This window comes from Alicyclobacillus fodiniaquatilis (assembly GCF_042678105.1).
Taxonomy (GTDB): Bacteria; Bacillota; Bacilli; order Alicyclobacillales; family Alicyclobacillaceae; genus Alicyclobacillus; species Alicyclobacillus fodiniaquatilis.
Genome location: NZ_JBHUCX010000029.1, coordinates 91,905 through 111,371 on the forward strand (window position 1 = coordinate 91,905; position 19,467 = coordinate 111,371).

At 49.8% G+C, this 19,467-nt stretch carries 14 protein-coding genes and 1 tRNA gene; all 15 read right to left on the reverse strand.

All coding sequences use genetic code 11. The features are described from left to right. Positions 1–29: 29 nt before the first annotated feature. Positions 30–1,148, reverse strand: a complete 1,119-nt coding sequence (locus tag ACFSB2_RS12815; RefSeq protein WP_377943455.1) for a Gfo/Idh/MocA family protein — start codon at positions 1,146–1,148, stop codon at positions 30–32. A 308-nt stretch (positions 1,149–1,456) separates the two neighbouring features. Continuing rightward, a complete protein-coding gene (locus ACFSB2_RS12820; RefSeq protein WP_377943456.1) occupies positions 1,457–4,801 on the reverse strand; it encodes a GH36-type glycosyl hydrolase domain-containing protein in 3,345 nt (1,114 codons plus the stop codon). A gap of 57 nt (positions 4,802–4,858) precedes the next feature. Continuing rightward, entirely contained in the window at positions 4,859–6,322 is a 1,464-nt protein-coding gene (locus ACFSB2_RS12825) for a sulfatase family protein (RefSeq protein ID WP_377943457.1), read from the reverse strand. A gap of 100 nt (positions 6,323–6,422) precedes the next feature. Further along, positions 6,423–7,391 (reverse strand): ABC transporter ATP-binding protein, encoded by a 969-nt coding sequence (locus ACFSB2_RS12830; RefSeq protein WP_377943458.1) that lies wholly within the window; start codon positions 7,389–7,391, stop codon positions 6,423–6,425. Then, the gene (locus ACFSB2_RS12835; RefSeq protein WP_377943459.1) at positions 7,384–8,373 is read right to left on the reverse strand and encodes an ABC transporter ATP-binding protein; all 990 of its coding nucleotides are present in this window, start codon (positions 8,371–8,373) and stop codon (positions 7,384–7,386) included. The genes ACFSB2_RS12830 and ACFSB2_RS12835 overlap by 8 nt, the downstream gene beginning before the upstream one ends. Then, the gene (locus ACFSB2_RS12840; RefSeq protein ID WP_377943460.1) at positions 8,370–9,311 is read right to left on the reverse strand and encodes an ABC transporter permease; all 942 of its coding nucleotides are present in this window, start codon (positions 9,309–9,311) and stop codon (positions 8,370–8,372) included. The genes ACFSB2_RS12835 and ACFSB2_RS12840 overlap by 4 nt, the downstream gene beginning before the upstream one ends. After that, positions 9,308–10,300, reverse strand: a complete 993-nt coding sequence (locus ACFSB2_RS12845; RefSeq protein WP_377943461.1) for an ABC transporter permease — start codon at positions 10,298–10,300, stop codon at positions 9,308–9,310. The genes ACFSB2_RS12840 and ACFSB2_RS12845 overlap by 4 nt, the downstream gene beginning before the upstream one ends. 149 nt (positions 10,301–10,449) lie before the next feature. After that, on the reverse strand, positions 10,450–12,111 hold the full coding sequence (locus ACFSB2_RS12850; protein WP_377943462.1) for an ABC transporter substrate-binding protein: 1,662 nt from the start codon (positions 12,109–12,111) through the stop codon (positions 10,450–10,452). A 366-nt stretch (positions 12,112–12,477) separates the two neighbouring features. Further along, on the reverse strand, positions 12,478–13,506 hold the full coding sequence (locus ACFSB2_RS12855) for a LacI family DNA-binding transcriptional regulator (protein WP_377943463.1): 1,029 nt from the start codon (positions 13,504–13,506) through the stop codon (positions 12,478–12,480). A gap of 177 nt (positions 13,507–13,683) precedes the next feature. Then, positions 13,684–13,762 (reverse strand) — tRNA-Arg (locus ACFSB2_RS12860). Positions 13,763–13,906: 144 nt separating this feature from the next. Then, positions 13,907–14,374 (reverse strand): hypothetical protein, encoded by a 468-nt coding sequence (locus tag ACFSB2_RS12865; protein ID WP_377943464.1) that lies wholly within the window; start codon positions 14,372–14,374, stop codon positions 13,907–13,909. 215 nt (positions 14,375–14,589) lie between these two features. Continuing rightward, positions 14,590–15,879, reverse strand: coding sequence for a serine--tRNA ligase (serS, locus tag ACFSB2_RS12870; RefSeq protein WP_377943466.1), 1,290 nt, complete (start codon positions 15,877–15,879; stop codon positions 14,590–14,592). Between the two features lie 130 nt (positions 15,880–16,009). After that, positions 16,010–16,582 carry a pyridoxal 5'-phosphate synthase glutaminase subunit PdxT gene (gene pdxT, locus ACFSB2_RS12875; protein WP_377943467.1) on the reverse strand — a complete coding sequence of 191 codons (573 nt, stop codon included), beginning with the start codon at positions 16,580–16,582 and terminating at the stop codon, positions 16,010–16,012. A gap of 28 nt (positions 16,583–16,610) precedes the next feature. After that, entirely contained in the window at positions 16,611–17,495 is an 885-nt protein-coding gene (gene pdxS / locus ACFSB2_RS12880; RefSeq protein WP_377943468.1) for a pyridoxal 5'-phosphate synthase lyase subunit PdxS, read from the reverse strand. 129 nt (positions 17,496–17,624) lie between these two features. After that, entirely contained in the window at positions 17,625–19,106 is a 1,482-nt protein-coding gene (gene guaB / locus ACFSB2_RS12885; RefSeq protein ID WP_377943469.1) for an IMP dehydrogenase, read from the reverse strand. Positions 19,107–19,467 lie beyond the last annotated feature (361 nt).

Below are 19,467 nucleotides of genomic sequence, written 5' to 3' on the forward strand. Positions count from 1 at the left end.
GGTGAGCATGAAGTAAATGTTGATATGATTTATTTTATGATATTAATGCATAATCCCTCAGCGGCCCAAGCTTGCTGAACCGTTGTCACGGTTGAACCAGTTGCAATCGCCTGTTCAATCATCAATCCGATATAGTGATCCTGTGCGGCTTCTGGCAAGCCATAAAAACTAGGCCCACCGTCAACGTAATCCGCCATCTTCTGTAAACAAGTGGCGATCGCAATTTCGTCATCATACAATCTTCCAGGGGCAAAGGGATTACGATACACCCATCGTTCTCCTGCAATCACCCCTTCCAAATAATGTCCCTCTTGATTCTCCATCTCACCTTTATGAATCCGTTTCAAGTCCAGATGTAATGGTGTTGATACATCTTGCAGCACATTGAGGTGGGTATCAAAAATTTCCCCTCTATCCCCACGAACAGCTAAGTGATTGGTGCGAACCCACGAACGATGTTGATTCTGTTCGAAGTCATACAGCGCCAATTTATCCCTAAATTGAATCCACGCAAGATCGCGCGTGCTTGGAATGATTTTATCTTCAGTTGGCGGGCCTTCACGCGTAGGACCGAGAACAATGGATGTGTGGAATCTCATGGCCCGAATTGTGGCGTTCTCAAATTTTACATCCAAATATTTTCGCATTAAGCTCACCGCATGGTACATATGCGAAATAGAGACCGTAACCTGAGAGACTTTACCAAGCCAGCCGGACTGAATCATTCCTATCCGTGCGCTGTGCATCGGATGCAAATGATACTGCTCTGCTACCTGCACTTTTGCTCCTAGGACAACGATTTGTTCATAGAGCGCCGTTAACTGGTTTAAGTCAGCAGCCGGCGGTGTTTCTGACAATACAGGGATACGCGCTTGCGCCAATTGCAATATGATGTCCGCACAATACTGAACACCGACAGACACCACAACAAACAGTGGCCGTTCACGGGCCAACATTTCATCTATCGTGCGAAACGTCGGCACACCCCACGCCTCTTGTAATGCCGTGCCCTTCTCTTCATTCCTGACCACCATGCCACACACGCGAAATCGTTCTGGAAGCGCTCTCGCGATTCGCAAGAAATACTGGGCACGAAAGCTTGCACCACCAACAATCCCGAATGAGATGATGTTTGCCAGCGCGAACACTCCCCTGTTAAAATATTTAGTCTTATTGTACATCACGCACTCATTGAAAAATATATCGTCTTCGTCAGATGTCATCACATTGGTTATGGATTCAGAGATGGCGACTGTACAGTCCAGTGTCCCTTTTCGCCACAAGCAGCGCCTTGATAAGACCATGTAAAAACGTGCAAGGCCCTTTTGAGCCTTGCACGTCATAAGTGAATATCGTGATCGCAACTTGCTGCATCAGCGTCAATTTTACACAGATGGATCTACACCACTTGGCTGCATGCTAACCAAACGACGTTGGCGCTGCGCTTGGCATGACCTTATTCCATGAAAATGTCGATCACGTTCGCCCCGTCTGTCATAACCCTATCCAATTCATCACTCGTTATCATCAACCCTGCATTTCTATATTTGTTCACTACGGCTTCCGTCGACACATCTTGCCCATTGATGACGACTCGGCTCAAGGCCGCACCTGAAAGATGATAAACAAAGACAACGAGATAGCCTTTTACCTGGAACTGAAATTGCAATCCATCGAGTTTCTGCGGCAAAACGGGATCGATCACAAGATGATTGAGATGAAACCGAATGCCCAAAGCGTGAGAAATGAATTGGTTCATGTAGATGCCAGGGCCGCTGGAGTAAATACGCCATCCGCCTTTGACCTCTACAGTACCCGTTCTTAACCTGTCAAACTGTTCCTGCGCTTCGTACCGCGTGAGAAAATTGCCGTCGGAGCTGCTGAAGTAAGTGTTGCTTTGCCGAAGCGCAGCGTTTGGAACAACTTTCTTGATGCCAATTGGATTGATGATCTGCAACCCTTGCCATACATCTTCCGACTTTCCGAGTTTCGCCATTGCTTCTATAAATCGAATATGTGCATGGACATACTGAAGCCCGATTTCACGACCAAAATTGGCCGCCTGTTCAGCACGCTTAAAGTAATGGCTCACCCCTCCATCGTATTGAGCGGGTTTGTTCATCAACCGCACACCGTCTGGAAAGAACATTTCTTTCTTAATGATGTGATAGTGTGCTTCTGCCTGTTCAAGGGTGAATAATTCACTTATCGTGCTGCGGAGCATCGGAAGTAAGCGATATTGAATCCCAGTCTTCTCGTCGCTCGGATGCAGCATCAGCTCCATCTGTCCGTTTGGCGCGGTCAGAACAAAGCCTGGGACGACCCCGGCCTTCGCTAAAACGTCGGTGAAGTCCTCGGCGATTTTAGAAGCTACGCTTTGCAACTCCATAGCAAATTCGCTGTCTACTTGCTCCAGCGCCAAAGACAACTTGACCAATGCCTGATATGTGAGCGCCGTAGTCCAACTGCTGATCAAACGTTTTTTCAGTTGCGCATCTGCTGGCTGCAGCGTATCATCCCAGTCGCCATCACCATACATCGGAAGATGTGTACCCGGAGAGAAGTGCAGCTTGATATAGCCAACTTGCTTTTTCACATGGTCGAGGATCGTTTCCGACACACTTGTGAAATCAAAGCTGCCCCGTTCCGTATAGGGCACTTCTTGATGTAAGATGCTGTCATCTCCAGATGTCATGATATAATCAGCCAATGCTTTTATCGGCCAAACAATGATGTCCCCGTGACTATCTTCCTGTTGAATTTGATGATATTTGTCAAACATGAACCATTGTGGCCAATTCCCGTCATCTGCATATTGGTGCGTGTAGACAGTCTCCAATATCTGCCGAACCGTATGATAGTTTTGTGTAGCCAAGAAGTATTCTGTTGGACCCTGGCACACATCGCGGGTTCCCCATGCCGCTCCACCATACTGTTCAAGCCCGTGCGGAACTGAGAAATGAACAAGCATGTTGTGTGTATACCACCATGCAGTGTCATTGTACTTTTCGAATTCATCGGTTGAATCGCCATTCTGTGACAAACGAAAGCCGTTCATCAAGGATTGATAGAATGCGCGAAAACGCTCGACTTCAGACTTCCACTCGCGCTCTACAAAAGAAGACGCTTCTCCATGGAGAAGCCCCTGCGTGACCATCGTCCACTCATTCGTCGCACGCAATTCAAGCACAACGAGTGAACAAGTCCCCGCTGCAATATTCGAAGCAAACAGATTTTCGTCCTTTAAGGCGATATCAGTTCCGTCAACCCGCTGACGATAACATAACTTCGGATATACAGACGAGCTGTCAGATCCGTCACCTGCATATAACGAAACCGTTTCATCATCAAATTCCAAACGGAATGGCACTTCATATTCCTGGTTATTCATAGCTACTTGATTTGTAACCAAAAAGCGATAGCTTTTACCTGCTGTGGAGCACACGTTCAATCGTATTTCTGGACTGTCAAATACGGTGTAATTTGTTACGATGATCAGATCGTCTTCGGTCTTGTAGTACCACTTTGCATAATTGAACCCGAGCTCAAACATGGATGGCATGGTCAACAAATGATATGTGCCATTCATCTCGATATAGATTCGCTGACCCGATGTCTTCATGATGTTCAGCGCGTCACGCGTATTGGTGATCATTTTGTGAAACGAAGTGTTGCCAACTGTCAGCTGTGAATTAAACACACCGTACATATATGAAGTTGATGTGAGCACATCTTCCACGATGCCATCATTTTTCCCCGTCATTAAAATGTGCCCGTGCGGCCGTTCCACGCGTAGTTCCTTGTCTTTCAACACCACGTGCTCGTGGGTGTCTGTAAAAAACGACAGTAACGTCTCTCCGTCCCATTCCTCTTCATGTCTGCGAGGAAAGAGGCCCCCCACTTCTTCACGCGTCATTTGAATTGTCCGAAGCGGCGCTCCAAATCGGGGTGAAATGAATGCTCTCTTCATTTGATAAACCGGCAAATGATTTTGTAATTGAATATGATCCCAAGCAGCCTCGACTTCCCCGTAAAATTCCAACTGCTTAACCGCCAAGGGATGATCTTCTTTAAATAATCCATAAAAGACAATATGGTCGGTGCCACGAAGGTGTTTTCGCTCTGACTGTAACGCCGTGTACGCAAACTCATATTGGTATACTTCATTCGCCAGCGTACTTTTCATCAACGCTTCTGGTTGGTTTGTCTCTTTATAAGAAAGCCCGAAAAATTGGTACCCATCTGTCGAATAGCCAATCACTTTCGTCAAGCAACCTTGTTGGATATAGGGATATGATCCATCTTGGGGTTGATTCTGTCGTGAGCACATCACAACGCCCCTGTTTTCGTCCTCGAAAACCTTGTGATCAATGTATTGACATGCATACGCTTCATTCGTGCGCACGGTGTCTTTGATCGCCAAACCTAGATCCTGCCCGAGAATGATATCGATTTCTACATCATCGCCGCTCACTTTTACATCCCAAAACCAAATCCCTTGATCAGAGAGATAGAAGGTCACTTCATATTGGACCGCATCTGCAGTTCCGCGCCAGATCATCCTTCCATCGCCACAATACACATCGCTCGTGGACTTGACGCCAAGCAACGGAAAGACTTTCATCGTCGAACCTCGATGCACCCGTAAGTACAGATTGTTGAAAGCCCCATCAATCGAATTGGTCACCAAACGATTGATTAACATGGATTTATATGTCGCTTTAGAGATATCTCCACTATTTAAAAAGGTGAAGTCGAAATCTCCAGCTTTTACATGAAACGCTGAATTGTCGTAAGTCATCGATGTATCCCCCTATTTTCCGTTTCATTACAAAGCTTGAGGCATGAAGTCACCACTTCACTCAAATGCCTTCGGGTGACGGCGCTTGAGTTCTGGAATCGCCCACCCCCGGCCTGTCTCTTCCAGCCGATTCACGTATGTGCGCAAATCAGCGTTCTGCGCATGGTGTGGGCCACCCTCGCGCATGACTGTCCACAGGGGATCGACATCAAAATCCATCGACTTCATCATGTCGGTGTGCCACTCGTGCAACAAATAAACCGCTTCTTTGCAAACATCCCGTTGACTGTTCGCGAGGTTGTGCTGTTCGTGCGGATCATCTTTCAAATTGAACAACATCTCGTCATCGAAGAGGCGGAACCCGTCATGATAGGTCCGGATATACAGCCAGTCACCAAATCGAACGCTGCGTTGCGCGACGTGCGCACATTGTCCAACGACGAGATAGTCTCGTCCGGCATCTTGACCCTCGGTGAGGGCTTTTGCATAACTGCGCCCATCCCAACTTCGCATCGGATCCCGACCAGTCAGTTCAGCAATGGTTGGCCCCAGGTCGAGGTGATAATGTAGGCCCTGGTCGACATGATCCCGTTGCATCCCAGGCCAACGGACAATCATCGGAATGCGAGAGGTGGCGTTATCCGCCGTACCATGCTCACCGTAGATACCGAGTTCACCGAGATTTTCCCCGTGATCTGATGTGATCACGATAATCACGTCGTCCATCACACCCTGCGCTTCGAGCGCCTGAAAGACACGTCCAAGGTGCTCATCGACATAACGAACGCCCGTATCATACCCGTCGATCATTTTGCGCAGCCCATCAAAGTCTGCAATCTCCCCGAGATGCCTCGGGAATCGTGGATCGACACCATTGTCATACATGTTGATGTCGCGGGCAGTATGTGGACCGACTATGCCTCTGTGATGTGCCAAGACCTCGTCGGTCAACCACGCTGGTAACGGCTCGTTTTGGAATGGATCACCAAACGCTTCCGGCACGCGATACGGTGTATGTGGGTCCCAATAATTCACGTACAGAAACCAGTTGTCCGCCGCTGCATTTCCCTCAATCCAGCGGAGCACGGTCGGTGTCACTTCTTCCGCCGACTCCATACCAAAATTCCCGGTATTGTACATTTCATTGAATCCCGCATAGAAATTCCAGGAGGAATGCCGTTCCCCAAATGGGCTGATAAGCGCAGTGCGAAGCCCAAGTGTGCGGATAAACGCTGGCAGACTTTCATGTGCGAGTTTATCCCGAAATTCACGAGATGGCCCTTCGTGGCGAATATCAGCTGCAGTGCCGCCATGTCCCACAACGCCGTTGTGGATGCCGAAGCGTCCGCTCATGAGCGCCGTGCGCGACGGCAAACAAGGCGCATCAGTGGTGTAATAATTTTCAAAACGCACACCTTCAGCCGCAATTCTATCAATGTTCGGCGACGTGTCGCGATGATAGCCGTAACAGCCGAGATGATCAGGCCGCAGAGAGTCGATATCCAACATCAGAATCCGCACGATAAATCCCTCCAAAATGGCTTTTTGCTTTTGTCAGCCGCGCCGGATCACGTAAAGACCCAACCTGCCCACATTTCGTAAGACGAGATACAGAAACGAATCAGTCAATATGGTGGCACGCCACATGGTGCGTATCATTGTCAACTGTCGACAGAGAAGGCGCAGTCTTTCTGCATACATCCGTCACCTTCGGGCAGCGATGCGCAAATGGGCATCCTTTCCGTCCCTCAAACAGATTCGGCGCTTGAATGGTTGTTTCACGCAAGTTCCTGCGAGTGGACGTTCCCGGTGTCGCAGCCAACAACAAGTGCGTGTATGGATGCTTCGGATTTCTGACCAACTCGTCGGATTCTCCGATTTCCATCACCCGTCCGCCATACAAAACCATGATTCTATCGCCGAAATAGTGCGCTGAAGCAAGGTCATGCGTGATGTAGAGGTAACTCAGATCAAAATTCTCCTTGAGCTGATTCAGCAATTCCAAGATATCTGCGCGGATGGATACGTCTAACATGGAAATCGGCTCGTCCGCCACCAGAAATTTCGGATTCACTGCCAATGCGCGTGCAATGGCAATACGTTGACGTTGTCCGCCAGATAACTCGTGCGGATATTTATAACGCACTTCGTTCGCCGGAGTCAGGCCGACCACGGTTAACAGTTCCTCGACTTTGTCACTCAATTTCGATCCAGTAAGATGCTGATGTTTGCGAATTGGAAACTTCAAGTGCTGTTCGATCGTGTTTACTGGATTCAAGGATCCAAACGGATCTTGGAAAATCATTTGTACATCTTCACGATACGCTTTAAGCCCACGACCTTTGGTCTTGGTCACGTCCGTACCATTGAAATGAATTTTCCCACGAGAAGGTGTGAGAGCACGGATTAACGCGCGGCCAATGGTCGATTTTCCACTGCCGGATTCCCCAACGACACTCAATACTTCCCTTTGTCCAATTTGAAAACTGACGTTGTCAACAGGCGTGATGTATCTCGGTTTGCCGCCTCGCCCGCCAACCGCGAATCGAACAACGAGGTCTTGCACATCGACAAGTGATTGTTCAGACACGGGCTCCACCTACTTTCGCATGCAAATGACACTCGACAATCGAATGATGTTCCGTCTTCACGATAGGTGGCGCCTCGGTAAAACAAGCGGCCTCAGCATACTTGCATCGCGGGTGGAATGCGCACCCACTTGGGATTTTATCTAGGGCCGGAGGGTTCCCTGGAATGCCCCGTAATTTGGTGTGCTTGTCCGTTAACCGCGGAATGGCGTGAATCAGCCCTTCTGTATATGGATGATGCCCCTCGGGCGTGGACAGCGTGTCGCTATCAGCGACTTCCACCAATCGACCGCTGTACATGACGGCCACTCGATCCGCAATCTCCGAAACTAAACTGAAGTCATGGCTAATAAACAATATGGAAAATCCAAGCTGTTCTTTTAACTCCATGATCTGATCCAAAATCGATTTTTGAACGACCACGTCAAGTGCGGTTGTTGGCTCGTCCATGATGACGAACTTGGGTTTCAGCGCGATCGCAATGGCAATGACCACCCGCTGCCGCATACCGCCAGACAATTCGTGTGGATAACTCTTCAAGCGGCTTGGATCAATGCGGACCAGTTCGAACAACTCACAAGCTGCCTCGAAAGCCGCTTTTTTGCTGATATTGGGATTGTGGAAACGAAGCGTATCGATGATCTGCTGTTCAACAGTCATGACCGGATTGAGCGCGTTCATTGCGCTTTGGAACACCATAGAAATGCTGCTCCAACGGAATTTACGCAACGTTTCGGGATCCATATTGTAGATGTCTTGACCAAGCACTTTCACAGATCCACCGGTCACTTTTGCGCCATTTTTCAATAGCCGCATGAGTGCATAGGCCAACGTTGACTTCCCGCTGCCCGACTCACCAATCAAGCCAACAATCTCGTTTTCATAGACGCTGAAGTCCACTTTTCGAACCGCTTCAAGCAGACCCTTGGTTGTCTCATAGCCGACAGATAAATTGTTCACTTCTAATACTGGTGTTCGGCTCATGCGCTCACCTCCGCAGTCCGGCGTTTCTTGATTTTGGGCGGTTTTCTTAAACGCGGATTGGCGACTTCATCTAATGCAAAGTTAATGAACGTAAACCCTAACCCAACGAGCGCAATCGACAATCCAGGTGGAATGAACCACCACCACGCGCCGCTCAATAACGCGCCGTTCTGGAGTGCTCCGTTCAATATACCGCCCCAACTCTCTACACTCTGGCTGCCGATTCCCAACACTTCTAATCCAGCTTCGGCCAGAATAGATCCTACACAAGCGAAGATGAAGGTGTTAAATATGAACGACAACATGTTCGGGAAAATTTGCGTCATTACAATACGAAGGTCACCCATACCTGATAACTTTGCAGCCAAGACAAAGTCCCTTTGCGCAAAGGTCAGTGCTTGTGCGCGTTTCATACGTGCCCCATACGACCATGAAGTGAGACCAATCACCAGAATAAACACATTGGGCCCCACGTTATGCACGTAAGTCGAAATCACAATAATCAACGGAAACCCAGGGATAACAAGAAAGATTTGAATCAACTGGTTCAATAGATAGTCTATCCATCCACCTTTATAACCGGCGAGTATACCGATGAATGCCGCAATGACGGTCGAGATCGCCCCAGCGACAATACCCACATACAGCGATGTGCGCGTTCCCCAGACCCATTGACTCCAAATGTCTTGTCCCTCGTTTGTCGTTCCGAACCAAAACTGCCCATTCGGCGCCTGATTTGGTTGACCCACAATCGCCTGTGGATCGACATGCGTTAACAAAGGTGCGAAAATCGCAACTAAAGCAAATAAGGCGATGAGCACGATGCCAAACGTTGCCTTCCCGTTTTTGAAGAAGACACCGAGCGTTGCAAATCTCTTACGTCTCGCGTTCGATCGGCTGTTCTGCGCCGAATTGGTACCGACTTGGGTTGTGCTCACACTGCGTCCCCCCCACCTCTAACACGCGGATCTAAGCGAACGTACAGAATGTCAACAATCATGTTCACGAACAGCGTGACCGCTGCGATAATTAGAAAAATACCTTGGATCAAGGGATAGTCCTCAGCGAGAATCCCCTGTTGCAACGCATATCCGATTCCAGGATAGGAAAATATACTCTCCACTAGGACTGATCCTGCAATGACAGCAGCCAGGGATTGCCCAAATCCAGTGAAATTCGGAAGTATCGCGTTCCGAGCCGCATACCGAAGCATCAAAGTTCTTTGCGGCGCGCCCTTGGCTTCCGCAAACGTGATGTAATCATCGCCAAGCGTTTGCACCATCATGTTTCTCATACCCAACATCCAGCCACCGAGGCCGGTCAATATGAGGGCCAAGCCAGGCAATGTTGCATGCCACAACAAGTCACTGATAAAGCCCCATGTTAAGGATGGCGTTGCACCATCCGAATATGCGTGACTGTAAGGAAACCATCCTTTGATAAAACCGAAATAAAATAGCATTACTAGACCAAGCCAGAATGCCGGGATCGACTGAAAAAAAAGCAGCACGGGCGATTGGATGGAATCCAGTTTGCCATTGCGTCTCCAAGCCCCATAAATGCCCAACAAGGTCCCGACAGCAAAAGCGATGACCAAAGAAATGCCAACCAAACCAATCGTGTACGGCAAAGATTGAGCGATGATGGTCGATACCTTTGTAGGATAGTAATTGTACGAAACCCCAAAATTCAAATGCAGCATATTCCATAAGTAGGTGAGATACTGCTTCCAAAGCGGAACACCCGTATTTACGCCGAATTGAATCTCCATCGCCTTCAAAGCGGATGGAGATAGCTGTCCTTGGAACTTCCCATATATAGCCTCAGCCGGATTCCCTGGCATCATACGAGGGATAATAAAATTGAGCGTGGTCGCAACCCACAGCATCCAAACAAAGGTGCCAACACGCTTCAAAATATAGGACATCGCTGTTCCCTCCTTTAACCTTGCGCATTTTCACACACTGCAACATATCTACCAAATACGCCCGATCACGATACGCGATGTAGGGCGCTGAAATGAACAGCAACCCTACATCGCGGAATGAAAACCTTATTTCTCCGGGCAACGAGGCGTTATTTCACGGGCTTGAGATGGGTCAAGATAATCCCTTCATCCATGCCACCTGGCATCGGATCAGCATACGGATTTTGCTTACTTGGCCAACCTGTAAAGCGCGTGGTGTTATAGTCATACCACGAAGCCGCTTGGAGCAACGGGAGGGATGGCAAGTCCCCTGCGACAATATCCTCCAGCTTATAGGCGATTTTCTTCTGTGCTGCCGTCGTCGTCGCAGCAGCATACTGTTTTAACAAAGAAGTGGTCGCAGGGTTTTGATAACCCTCATAGTCTGTTGTGCCGTTCGGGTCTAACAAACCTTCATAGAAGAAATACGGTCCAGGTCCCGAATTTGAAGCCATCACTGCCAATTGATACTTGTGATTGGTGAGATTGGCAGATACCGAATTGTATTGACCTTCTTGGACAGTGGCCTTGATCCCAACCGTTTTCAAGTTTTGCGCGATCATCGATGCAATTTGATCATAATCCGTCCAACCCGCGACTGTGGTTATGGTGAAATTTAATTCCTTGCCATCCTTCGCAAAGTATCCAGAACTGTCCTTTTGGTAACCAGCTGCAGTCAGATCCTTCTCTGCCTGGGATGGACTGAACGTAAAGGTCTTCTCGGATTTCGGAAGACTTGGATCCTGGAAACTCAATTGACTAGATAACAGCCCTGTCGGGGTTGCCACAGGTTCGAACCCGTTTTCAGCCAACGTGTACAATTGCTCGCGATTTATTGCAGCGCTGACCGCTTGCCGCACTGCGAGATTCTGAAGCGCGGGATCACTGAGATTGGTGTATAACAACACGTTACTCGTCGTGGGATACCAGTAATGATTGTGGGCGGGATCTTTGCTGATAAATTGTTTCTGGATACCCGGAATCGGCGTACCGCCCCAATCTACTTGACCATCCTCAATGGCCATGATGCCGACCTCATTGGTACTGAACACCGGAATCTTTATCTCGTTTACTGCCGGCTTGCCACCCCAATAGTTTGGATTCGCTTTGAAGAATACGGCCTGCGGGCTGAACTGGCTTAGCACATAAGGTCCAGTACCTACAGGATCCGAATTCAGCGACTTCGTGACATCGCCCTGGACTTTTGACCATATATGTTGCGGCACAATCGGCTGTTCCAGGATATGGGTCGCATCTGGAACATCGGGTTTTTTCAGCGTAAACTGAACCGTATATGGATTCACCACTTGGACAGACTTTAGAATATTCCACACACCGTTCTGATCCGCCGCTGGGTATTTCTTGATGATATTGAAGGTGTATGCAACGTCTTTGGCCGTAAACGGCGTGCCGTCAGACCACTTTACCCCGTGGCGAAGCTGGACGGTCAGGACCGTAGAACCCTTAGACCAAGCGTATTTTGTCCCCAGCAGTGACCATGTTTTATTGTTCACTACATCGACGTAAAACATCGATTCATAAACCGTACCCTTCGTGTCGATACTCGTAGGGACAAACGGGTTAAAATTCTTGCTGGTGTAAGAGCCTTGGACAGGCCCGCCGAGCGTCAGTACGGAATTCGAAGTCGTTGTCGAAGCCGCGCCCGTATTTTTTGTTGCAGAAGTACCATTTCCAGCCGCAGTCGAACATCCCGAGATGCCCAAAGCCACAACAACTGCGCCAATACCGAGTAGTGTTCTTTTCTTTGCCATGTTTTTATTAACCCCCTGGTTCTCATGCACTTGGATTTTGGCTACGCTCAAATCAATCGATACAAACAACAGGGCAATTGCTCACACGCTTGCGCAACCCTGTATGAAACAACACCACCTTTCAATGAAACGCCTCAATTTTGTAACTATCCAACAAAGCACCCCAAATCCGGCATTTGAAACGTTTTAGTTTTGAAACGTTTCAAAACTATCCCATAATGGAACAGTGGCAGACATTGGACGCCTATCTGCGAATCTAACCGGGATCGACGCGACAGCGTTTACAAATCTGCGAATTGAAACGATTCAAATTCTGTAGTGATAATAGTATCACTTGTCCTACATATATATCAATACAAAAAAGGATTACACGTTGACTGGTAAATTATGCCCCTCTCCCCCGCGTGCATAAAACCTGGATGAGTCACGTAAAATCAACTGCGTCGGCAATATGACGGGTGGTATGTCCTTGTCGCCTCGAATCGCCCGGAAAAGATTTCGAGCTGCAGCTCCACCGAGTTCATACATCGGTTGCCGAACGGTTGTCAATGCGGGATTTATATATGACGCGACGGTAATGTCGTCAAAGCCAACAACCGCCATCTGATCTGGCACTCTAATTTCGCTAGACTCGCAACCGTGTATGATCCCCAATGCCATCTCGTCATTTGCCGCAAAAACCCCTTCAGGCAACTCATTGCACGACAGCATCGCCCTTGCGACTAACTCCCCACTTCTCTCTGTAAAATCGCCGTGAAATATCAACCCGTGATCTGTTTCAATTCCAAATTCCTTGAGCGCCCTCTGGTATCCTTTGAATCTCAAATTACTGTCATGGGAATCTGCAGGACCTGATACAAAGGCAACTCGCCTCATGCCAGTCTCCAACAGATGCCTGGTGACCTGATAAGCCCCTCCCTCGTGATCCGCCGCGACATACAGACAGTAAGGCGTATCAAGAATGCGATCCAAAAGAACAATTGGAAGAGTAGGACCCACCGTGGATCGAATCACTTCATCAGGGACGGTTGGATCCAAAACGATGGCGCCATCTACCCGACCTTCTAGTAATAGTCGAGTCCACGTCGTGTTTCTTCCTTTCCCCCCTCTGCTCGCAATGGTGGCATACTCATACTCATCTGCAACATCTTGAATTCCTCTGATGAGTTCAGAGTAAAATGGCCCTGCCAAGTCATGCAGGAAGACAGCAATCGTGTCGGTTTTTTGGGTTTTGAGATCTCGTGCTGCGCCATTCGGTCTGTAATTCAATAGCGAAGCTGCCTCCAACACCTTTTTCCTTGTGGAGTCTTTGACGCCAGCGTATCTATTTAACGCGCTTGACGCTGTGCCAATGGAGACTCCAGCCAATTTGGCAACGTCCTTGAGTGTAGCCATCCGTATTCCTCCAAAAATCGAAACGTTTCAAATCGGGTATACGTACCATTGTATATGATTGTAACATTGGTGTGTCAAGTGGGCGAGAGATATGAATGTTGGGAGAGAAAATGCCAATAAAGACAAAACCACGCGAATTTCTGGATATCCAGAGATTCGCGTGGTTGGAGTGTTTTTTGGCGCACCCGGAGGGATTCGAACCCCCGCGAGACGCGGTTTAGGAAACCACCGCTCTATCCGACTGAGCTACGGGTGCACATCAATCAACGTCCCTTTATTCTACCCGTTCCCACACACCAATTCAATACACAACTGCCCAAAATCCACAATTCTCCAACCACCGTTCCTCACCGCTCTAACCGCGCTGCCATCACTCCTCATCCGCTACCTTATCTCTACCTCACACCCCCACATCCCGTATCGGCAATCCCATCTTCCCCTTCAAAAACGGCAGCTCACAATCATCCACATTAATCAGCAACCGTCCATCCCGACACGTAAAATCCCGCACATTCAGCCCAATATTCAGCGGCTCCAACAAACTCGGCACATGCAGCTTCAGCACTTGCCGCAACACCTCAATACCCTGCGGCGCATCCTTCATCGCCTCTTCCAACTGACGTTGGACGATCGCAGCAGGAATGGGGACCAGTTTTCGCGCAGAGATCTCCACAGCTATCTCTTCCCTATCCCGATAGCAATGCGGCCGCGCGACAAAATCGACGTACCACATCAAAAACTTCAGCTGCCCGTGGACGCCATCTTCGCGTATCTCGCTAATCCGCAACTTCACATCAGGCGCAAGTTCTTGCACCCACTGATTCAAATCGTCAGCCGTCAACTGCAAACTCACATGCGAAATGCGCATGAGTCCCCTCCTACCTTGAAAATAATACAGTATCGTCATGTACATCATCGCGATGCTTCGATTGACTGCCACTTTCATGATGGCTGCTGGTACGGCAACGCACCACGCATCGCAGTCCGGTCTATCCTACATATGAAATCAGCGCCCGTGATGCCACCTCATGCGCGCCTGACAAACAAGCGCGCACAACGGCACATGGGTCTGTGCTTACGCGATTACGCCTCGCTCACCGCCGGAATCACCTCTACACCGCCCATATACGGCACCAGGGCCTTCGGTATGCGTACACTGCCATCTGCTTGCTGATTGTTCTCGAGGATGGCTGCCACGGTACGTCCCACAGCCAATCCCGACCCATTGAGCGTATGCACGAACTCCGGTCTTGATGTATCATCGCGCCGAAAACGCAAATTTGCCCGACGGGCTTGAAAGGTCTCGAAGTTGGTACATGAGCTGATTTCCCGATACGTCTCGGCGCCAGGCAACCAAACCTCAATGTCGAACTTCTTCGCGTCTTTGGCACCGAGATCGCCCGTGCAAATCTCAATCACGCGGTATGGCAATTCCAACGCTTCCAGCACGGCTGCACATTCTTTGACGAGTTCATCCAGCGCCTCATAGGAAACCTCCGGTTGTACCAGCTTGACCAATTCAACCTTCTGGAACTGATGCAGGCGGATCAAACCGCGTGTATCTTTACCGGCCGATCCGGCTTCGGAACGGAAGCAAGCGCTGTAGCCGGTCAATTTCACTGGCAGTTGATCAGCGGCTAGAATCTCGTCGCGATAGTAGTTGGTCAAAGGCACTTCTGTCGTCGGAATCAGGTAATACGGCAGCCCTTCGAGTTTAAACATCTCGTCGTCAAACTTGGGCAGGTTGCCTGTGCCGATGAGGCTCTCCTCATTGGCGATAAACGGCGGGAAAACCTCGGTATAGCCGTGCTTGTCTGTATGCAGATCGATCATAAAGCTGGCCAAGGCGCGCTCCAAGCGGGCGCCAAGTCCTTTATATAAAACAAAGCGCGATCCCGTGATTTTCACAGCCCGCTCGCTGTCCACAATGCCGAGTTCTTCGCCGATTTCCCAGTGCTGCTTTGGCGTAAAGGTGAGTGTGGGGATGTTGCCCCAGGTATGTACAGTCGGATTGTCATCCTCTGACGCGCCTTCTGGCACGGATGCGTGTGGCACGTTTGGCAGCGTAAGCAAAATCTCGCGCACCTGTTCTTCCTGCGTGCGCACCTCATCGTCCAGTTCTTTAATGCGATTCGAAACCTGCTTCATTTGGGCGATATCTTCTGTGGCATCTTCGCCTTGCTTCTTCTTGCGAGCAATGGCCTCAGATGTCGTGTTGCGCAGGTTCTTTAACCGCTCTGTCTCACTTAAATTGGATCGCCATGCTTCATCAGCAAGCAGTAAATTGTCTATGACGCTCGAATCTACCTTCTTCCGCGCAAGACCCGTCTTGAACGCGTCTGGATTTTGCCGTATGGCACGGATGTCAAGCATGCTGGCACCTCATTCGTCTGAAATGGTTGTACAAAGCATAGCATGTTGTATGCAATATAAGAAACCGCCCCTGCGCAAAAGCAGACAACACAAGGCTGCCCACCTTCTGAACAGAGGCGGTTCTGGTCTATTAAGATCGTTTTGCCAAGCTTAAAAAGTAGTCATGCAAGCGCACATCACCTGTCAATTCGGGATGGAAGGATGCTGCCAGCAAGTTGCCTTGCTGTACGGCGACGATTCTGTCTTCGTATGTCGCCAAAACTTCCACTTCTGCACCGATTGACTCAATATGTGGTGCACGAATGAACACAGCTGGATATGGTTCATCACCCAGTACCGCCATGTCCAGATCAGCCTCGAAGCTCTCCTTTTGCCGTCCAAATGAGTTTCGATTGACCTCGACATCCATGAGCCCGAGATGTGTCGCCTCGCCGCCTGAAATGCGATTGGCGAGCACAATCATCCCGGCACACGTGCCAAACACCGGCTTGCCCGCTTGGCCGAGCGCTTTAACCGGCTCCATTAAGTCGTATGTGCGCATCAGCTTGCCGATCGCCGTGCTCTCCCCACCAGGGATGATCACAGCGTCCGCATCTTCTAGTTGTTCTGCTCGGCGCACTTCGACGGCGTCCGCGCCAAGCTCCCGGAGCACGCGAATATGTTCTCGAAATGCCCCCTGAACCGCGATTACGCCAACTTTCATCCGATTTGATCCCCTTTTTATCTGTTGATTACCAACCGCGCGTTGCCATCCGATCCTCATCACGCAACGTGTTCAAATCAATGCCCTTCATCGCCGTACCCAGATCTTTGGACAACTCGCCCAACAGCGCGTAATCCTGATAATGGGTGGTTGCTTGTACAATTGCACGTGCAAATTTCTCCGGGTTATCCGACTTGAAGATGCCGGATCCGACAAATACGCCGTCTGCGCCAAGCTCCATCATCAAAGCTGCGTCCGCAGGTGTCGCTACCCCACCAGCAGCAAAGTTGACAACTGGCAATCCGCCACTTTCTTGCACTTCCTTCAGCAAGTGCAAGGGAGCGCCGATGTTCTTTGCTTCAGCGTAGAGTTCGTCCTCGGACATATTTTGCACTTGGCGAATCTGCGATTGCATCATGCGCATGTGCGTCACAGCCTCAATGATGTTCCCTGTTCCCGGTTCGCCTTTGGTGCGAATCATGGACGCGCCTTCGCCGATGCGACGGAGGGCTTCGCCGAGATCGCGCGCGCCACAGACAAATGGCACGGTGAATTTCGACTTGTCGACATGATACTTGTTGTCAGCCGGTGTCAAGACCTCGCTCTCATCGAGGTAATCAACGCCGAGCGCTTCCAGAATGCGGGCTTCCACGATGTGGCCGATCCGGCATTTTGCCATCACTGGGATGGAAACTGCGTTCATCACCTCTTCTACGATGGTTGGGTCAGCCATGCGCGCGACGCCACCTGCAGCGCGAATGTCAGATGGAACACGTTCAAGTGCCATGACAGCGCAAGCACCTGCTGCTTCGGCGATCTTCGCCTGTTCCGCATTGATGACGTCCATGATGACGCCACCCTTTTGCATTTCTGCCATACCACGTTTGACAAGATCCGTTCCTGTCTTCGCCATATGACCTGCCTCCTTACGTCGAGCCAATCTAGTTGTTGCACTTATGATACCTAATGAGTCCGGCAGTCATTTCTTCGCCAACCTTGATTCTAGTACACTAGCTTGCGCCTGTCACCCCAAGAAATACGCTCAAACACTATAATTGGGTGACTCTTTTGTAATTTGCACGTCGTGTGGATGACTTTCGCGCAATCCAGCCGCCGTAATCCGGACAAATTGACTTTCATTCTGCAGCGTTTGAATGTCCGGCGCACCACAGTAACCCATACCAGACCTCAAGCCGCCGACCATCTGATACAGAATTTCATTGACCGGCCCGCGATAGGCCACGCGTCCTTCAATGCCTTCCGGCACGAGTTTCTTCGTTTCGCCGCCTTCGCCACCTTGGAAATAACGCGCGCCGCTGCCCGCCTTCATCGCGCCGATGGATCCCATGCCGCGATAGACCTTGAATTGACGTCCTTGATAAATTTCTACCTCGCCTGGGCTCTCTTCCGTACCAGCCAAGAGGCTGCCTACCATGACCGTGCTTGCACCAGCGGCAATCGCTTTGACGATATCCCCAGAATATTTGATGCCCCCATCAGCAATGACAGGGATGCCAGCCCGCCTAGCGACAGCAGCACAATTGTAGATGGCCGTCACTTGCGGTACACCGACGCCGGCGACAACGCGCGTGGTACAGATTGATCCCGGCCCGATCCCGACTTTCACTGCATTCACGCCGGCGTCGATCAACGCCTGTGTGCCTTCGCCAGTCGCGACATTGCCAGCAATCAACTGCACGTCCGGATAGCGGCGACGAGCCTCGCGTATGCCCTCTAACACGCTCTCTGAGTGCCCGTGCGCCGTATCAATGACAATGACGTCCGCTTGTGCCTCCACGAGCGCTGCAACCCTGTCAGTGAACTCTGCGGACACCGTCACGGCGCCACCGACCAACAAGCGGCCATGTACATCTTTTGCAGCATTCGGGAAACGACGGGCTTTCTCGATGTCCTTAATCGTGATCAGACCTCGCAGATTGCCAGCTTCATCGACAAGCGGGAGTTTTTCGATCTTGTGTTTGCGTAAAATCTCCTTGGCGTCGAGCAAAGTCGTACCAACTGGCGCTGTCACCAGATTGCCACTCGACATCACTTCACCAATCGGTCGATTATAGTTGCGTTCAAAACGGAGATCACGGTTTGTGATGATACCAACCAAGCGCTGTGTGCCATCTGCGACAATCGGCACACCAGAAATCCGATACTTCGCCATCAGTCCTTCAGCATCGCGAATCGGGTGTTCAGGCGTTAAAAAAATGGGATTCGTAATGACCCCACTCTCCGACCGCTTGACGCGATCCACCTCTTCAGCTTGTTCTTCAATGCTCATGTTTTTGTGAATGATGCCGATGCCGCCTTCACGTGCCATAGCCACTGCCATCGTTGCATTTGTCACCGTGTCCATCGCTGCGCTGATGATTGGCGTATTCAATCGAATATCTGTCGTCAATTGCGTGCTGACATCGACATCCCGCGGCAAAACTTTGGAATGTGCTGGCAACAAGAGCACATCGTCAAACGTCAGACCCTCTTGTGCAAATTTTGTCTCAAAGCGATCCGTCATCACAGTCCCTCCCGTAATTCTCCTGACCCGTCTTGTCTAGGCCGAAAATATTGAATGCAGTATAGCAACGCCCTATAGGGGTGTCAACGCAATATGTAAAAGGAGACTCTGACGAACCTAAACAGACACATTTCCTCCATATAGACAGAATTTAATAATTATTGTTATAGACATGCTTCCCCGTATCAAAATAAGCAATGCACAAAAGCGAGTAAATTTCATGGGTTGATCATTGACTTACAAGGCTTTTCTGCATAACAAAAAGCCCCCTGCCACCACATCTCGTGGCGCACAGGGGGCTTTCTTCTCTCTCGCCTGGCAACGTCCTACTTTCCCAGGAAGTCTCCCTCCAAGTATCCTC

Excerpts from the sequence above, each read along its gene's own strand:
- pdxS (WP_377943468.1), bottom strand. The coding sequence starts at position 17,495 with ATGGCGAAGACAGGAACGGATCTTGTCAAACGTGGTATGGCAGAAATG.
- ACFSB2_RS12820 (WP_377943456.1), bottom strand. The coding sequence starts at position 4,801 with ATGACTTACGACAATTCAGCGTTTCATGTAAAAGCTGGAGATTTCGAC.
- ACFSB2_RS12845 (WP_377943461.1), bottom strand. The coding sequence starts at position 10,300 with ATGTCCTATATTTTGAAGCGTGTTGGCACCTTTGTTTGGATGCTGTGG.
- guaB (WP_377943469.1), bottom strand. The coding sequence starts at position 19,106 with ATGACGGATCGCTTTGAGACAAAATTTGCACAAGAGGGTCTGACGTTT.
- ACFSB2_RS12850 (WP_377943462.1), bottom strand. The coding sequence starts at position 12,111 with ATGGCAAAGAAAAGAACACTACTCGGTATTGGCGCAGTTGTTGTGGCT.
- ACFSB2_RS12855 (WP_377943463.1), bottom strand. The coding sequence starts at position 13,506 with ATGGCTACACTCAAGGACGTTGCCAAATTGGCTGGAGTCTCCATTGGC.
- ACFSB2_RS12865 (WP_377943464.1), bottom strand. The coding sequence starts at position 14,374 with ATGCGCATTTCGCATGTGAGTTTGCAGTTGACGGCTGACGATTTGAAT.
- pdxT (WP_377943467.1), bottom strand. The coding sequence starts at position 16,582 with ATGAAAGTTGGCGTAATCGCGGTTCAGGGGGCATTTCGAGAACATATT.
- ACFSB2_RS12835 (WP_377943459.1), bottom strand. The coding sequence starts at position 8,373 with ATGAGCCGAACACCAGTATTAGAAGTGAACAATTTATCTGTCGGCTAT.
- serS (WP_377943466.1), bottom strand. The coding sequence starts at position 15,879 with ATGCTTGACATCCGTGCCATACGGCAAAATCCAGACGCGTTCAAGACG.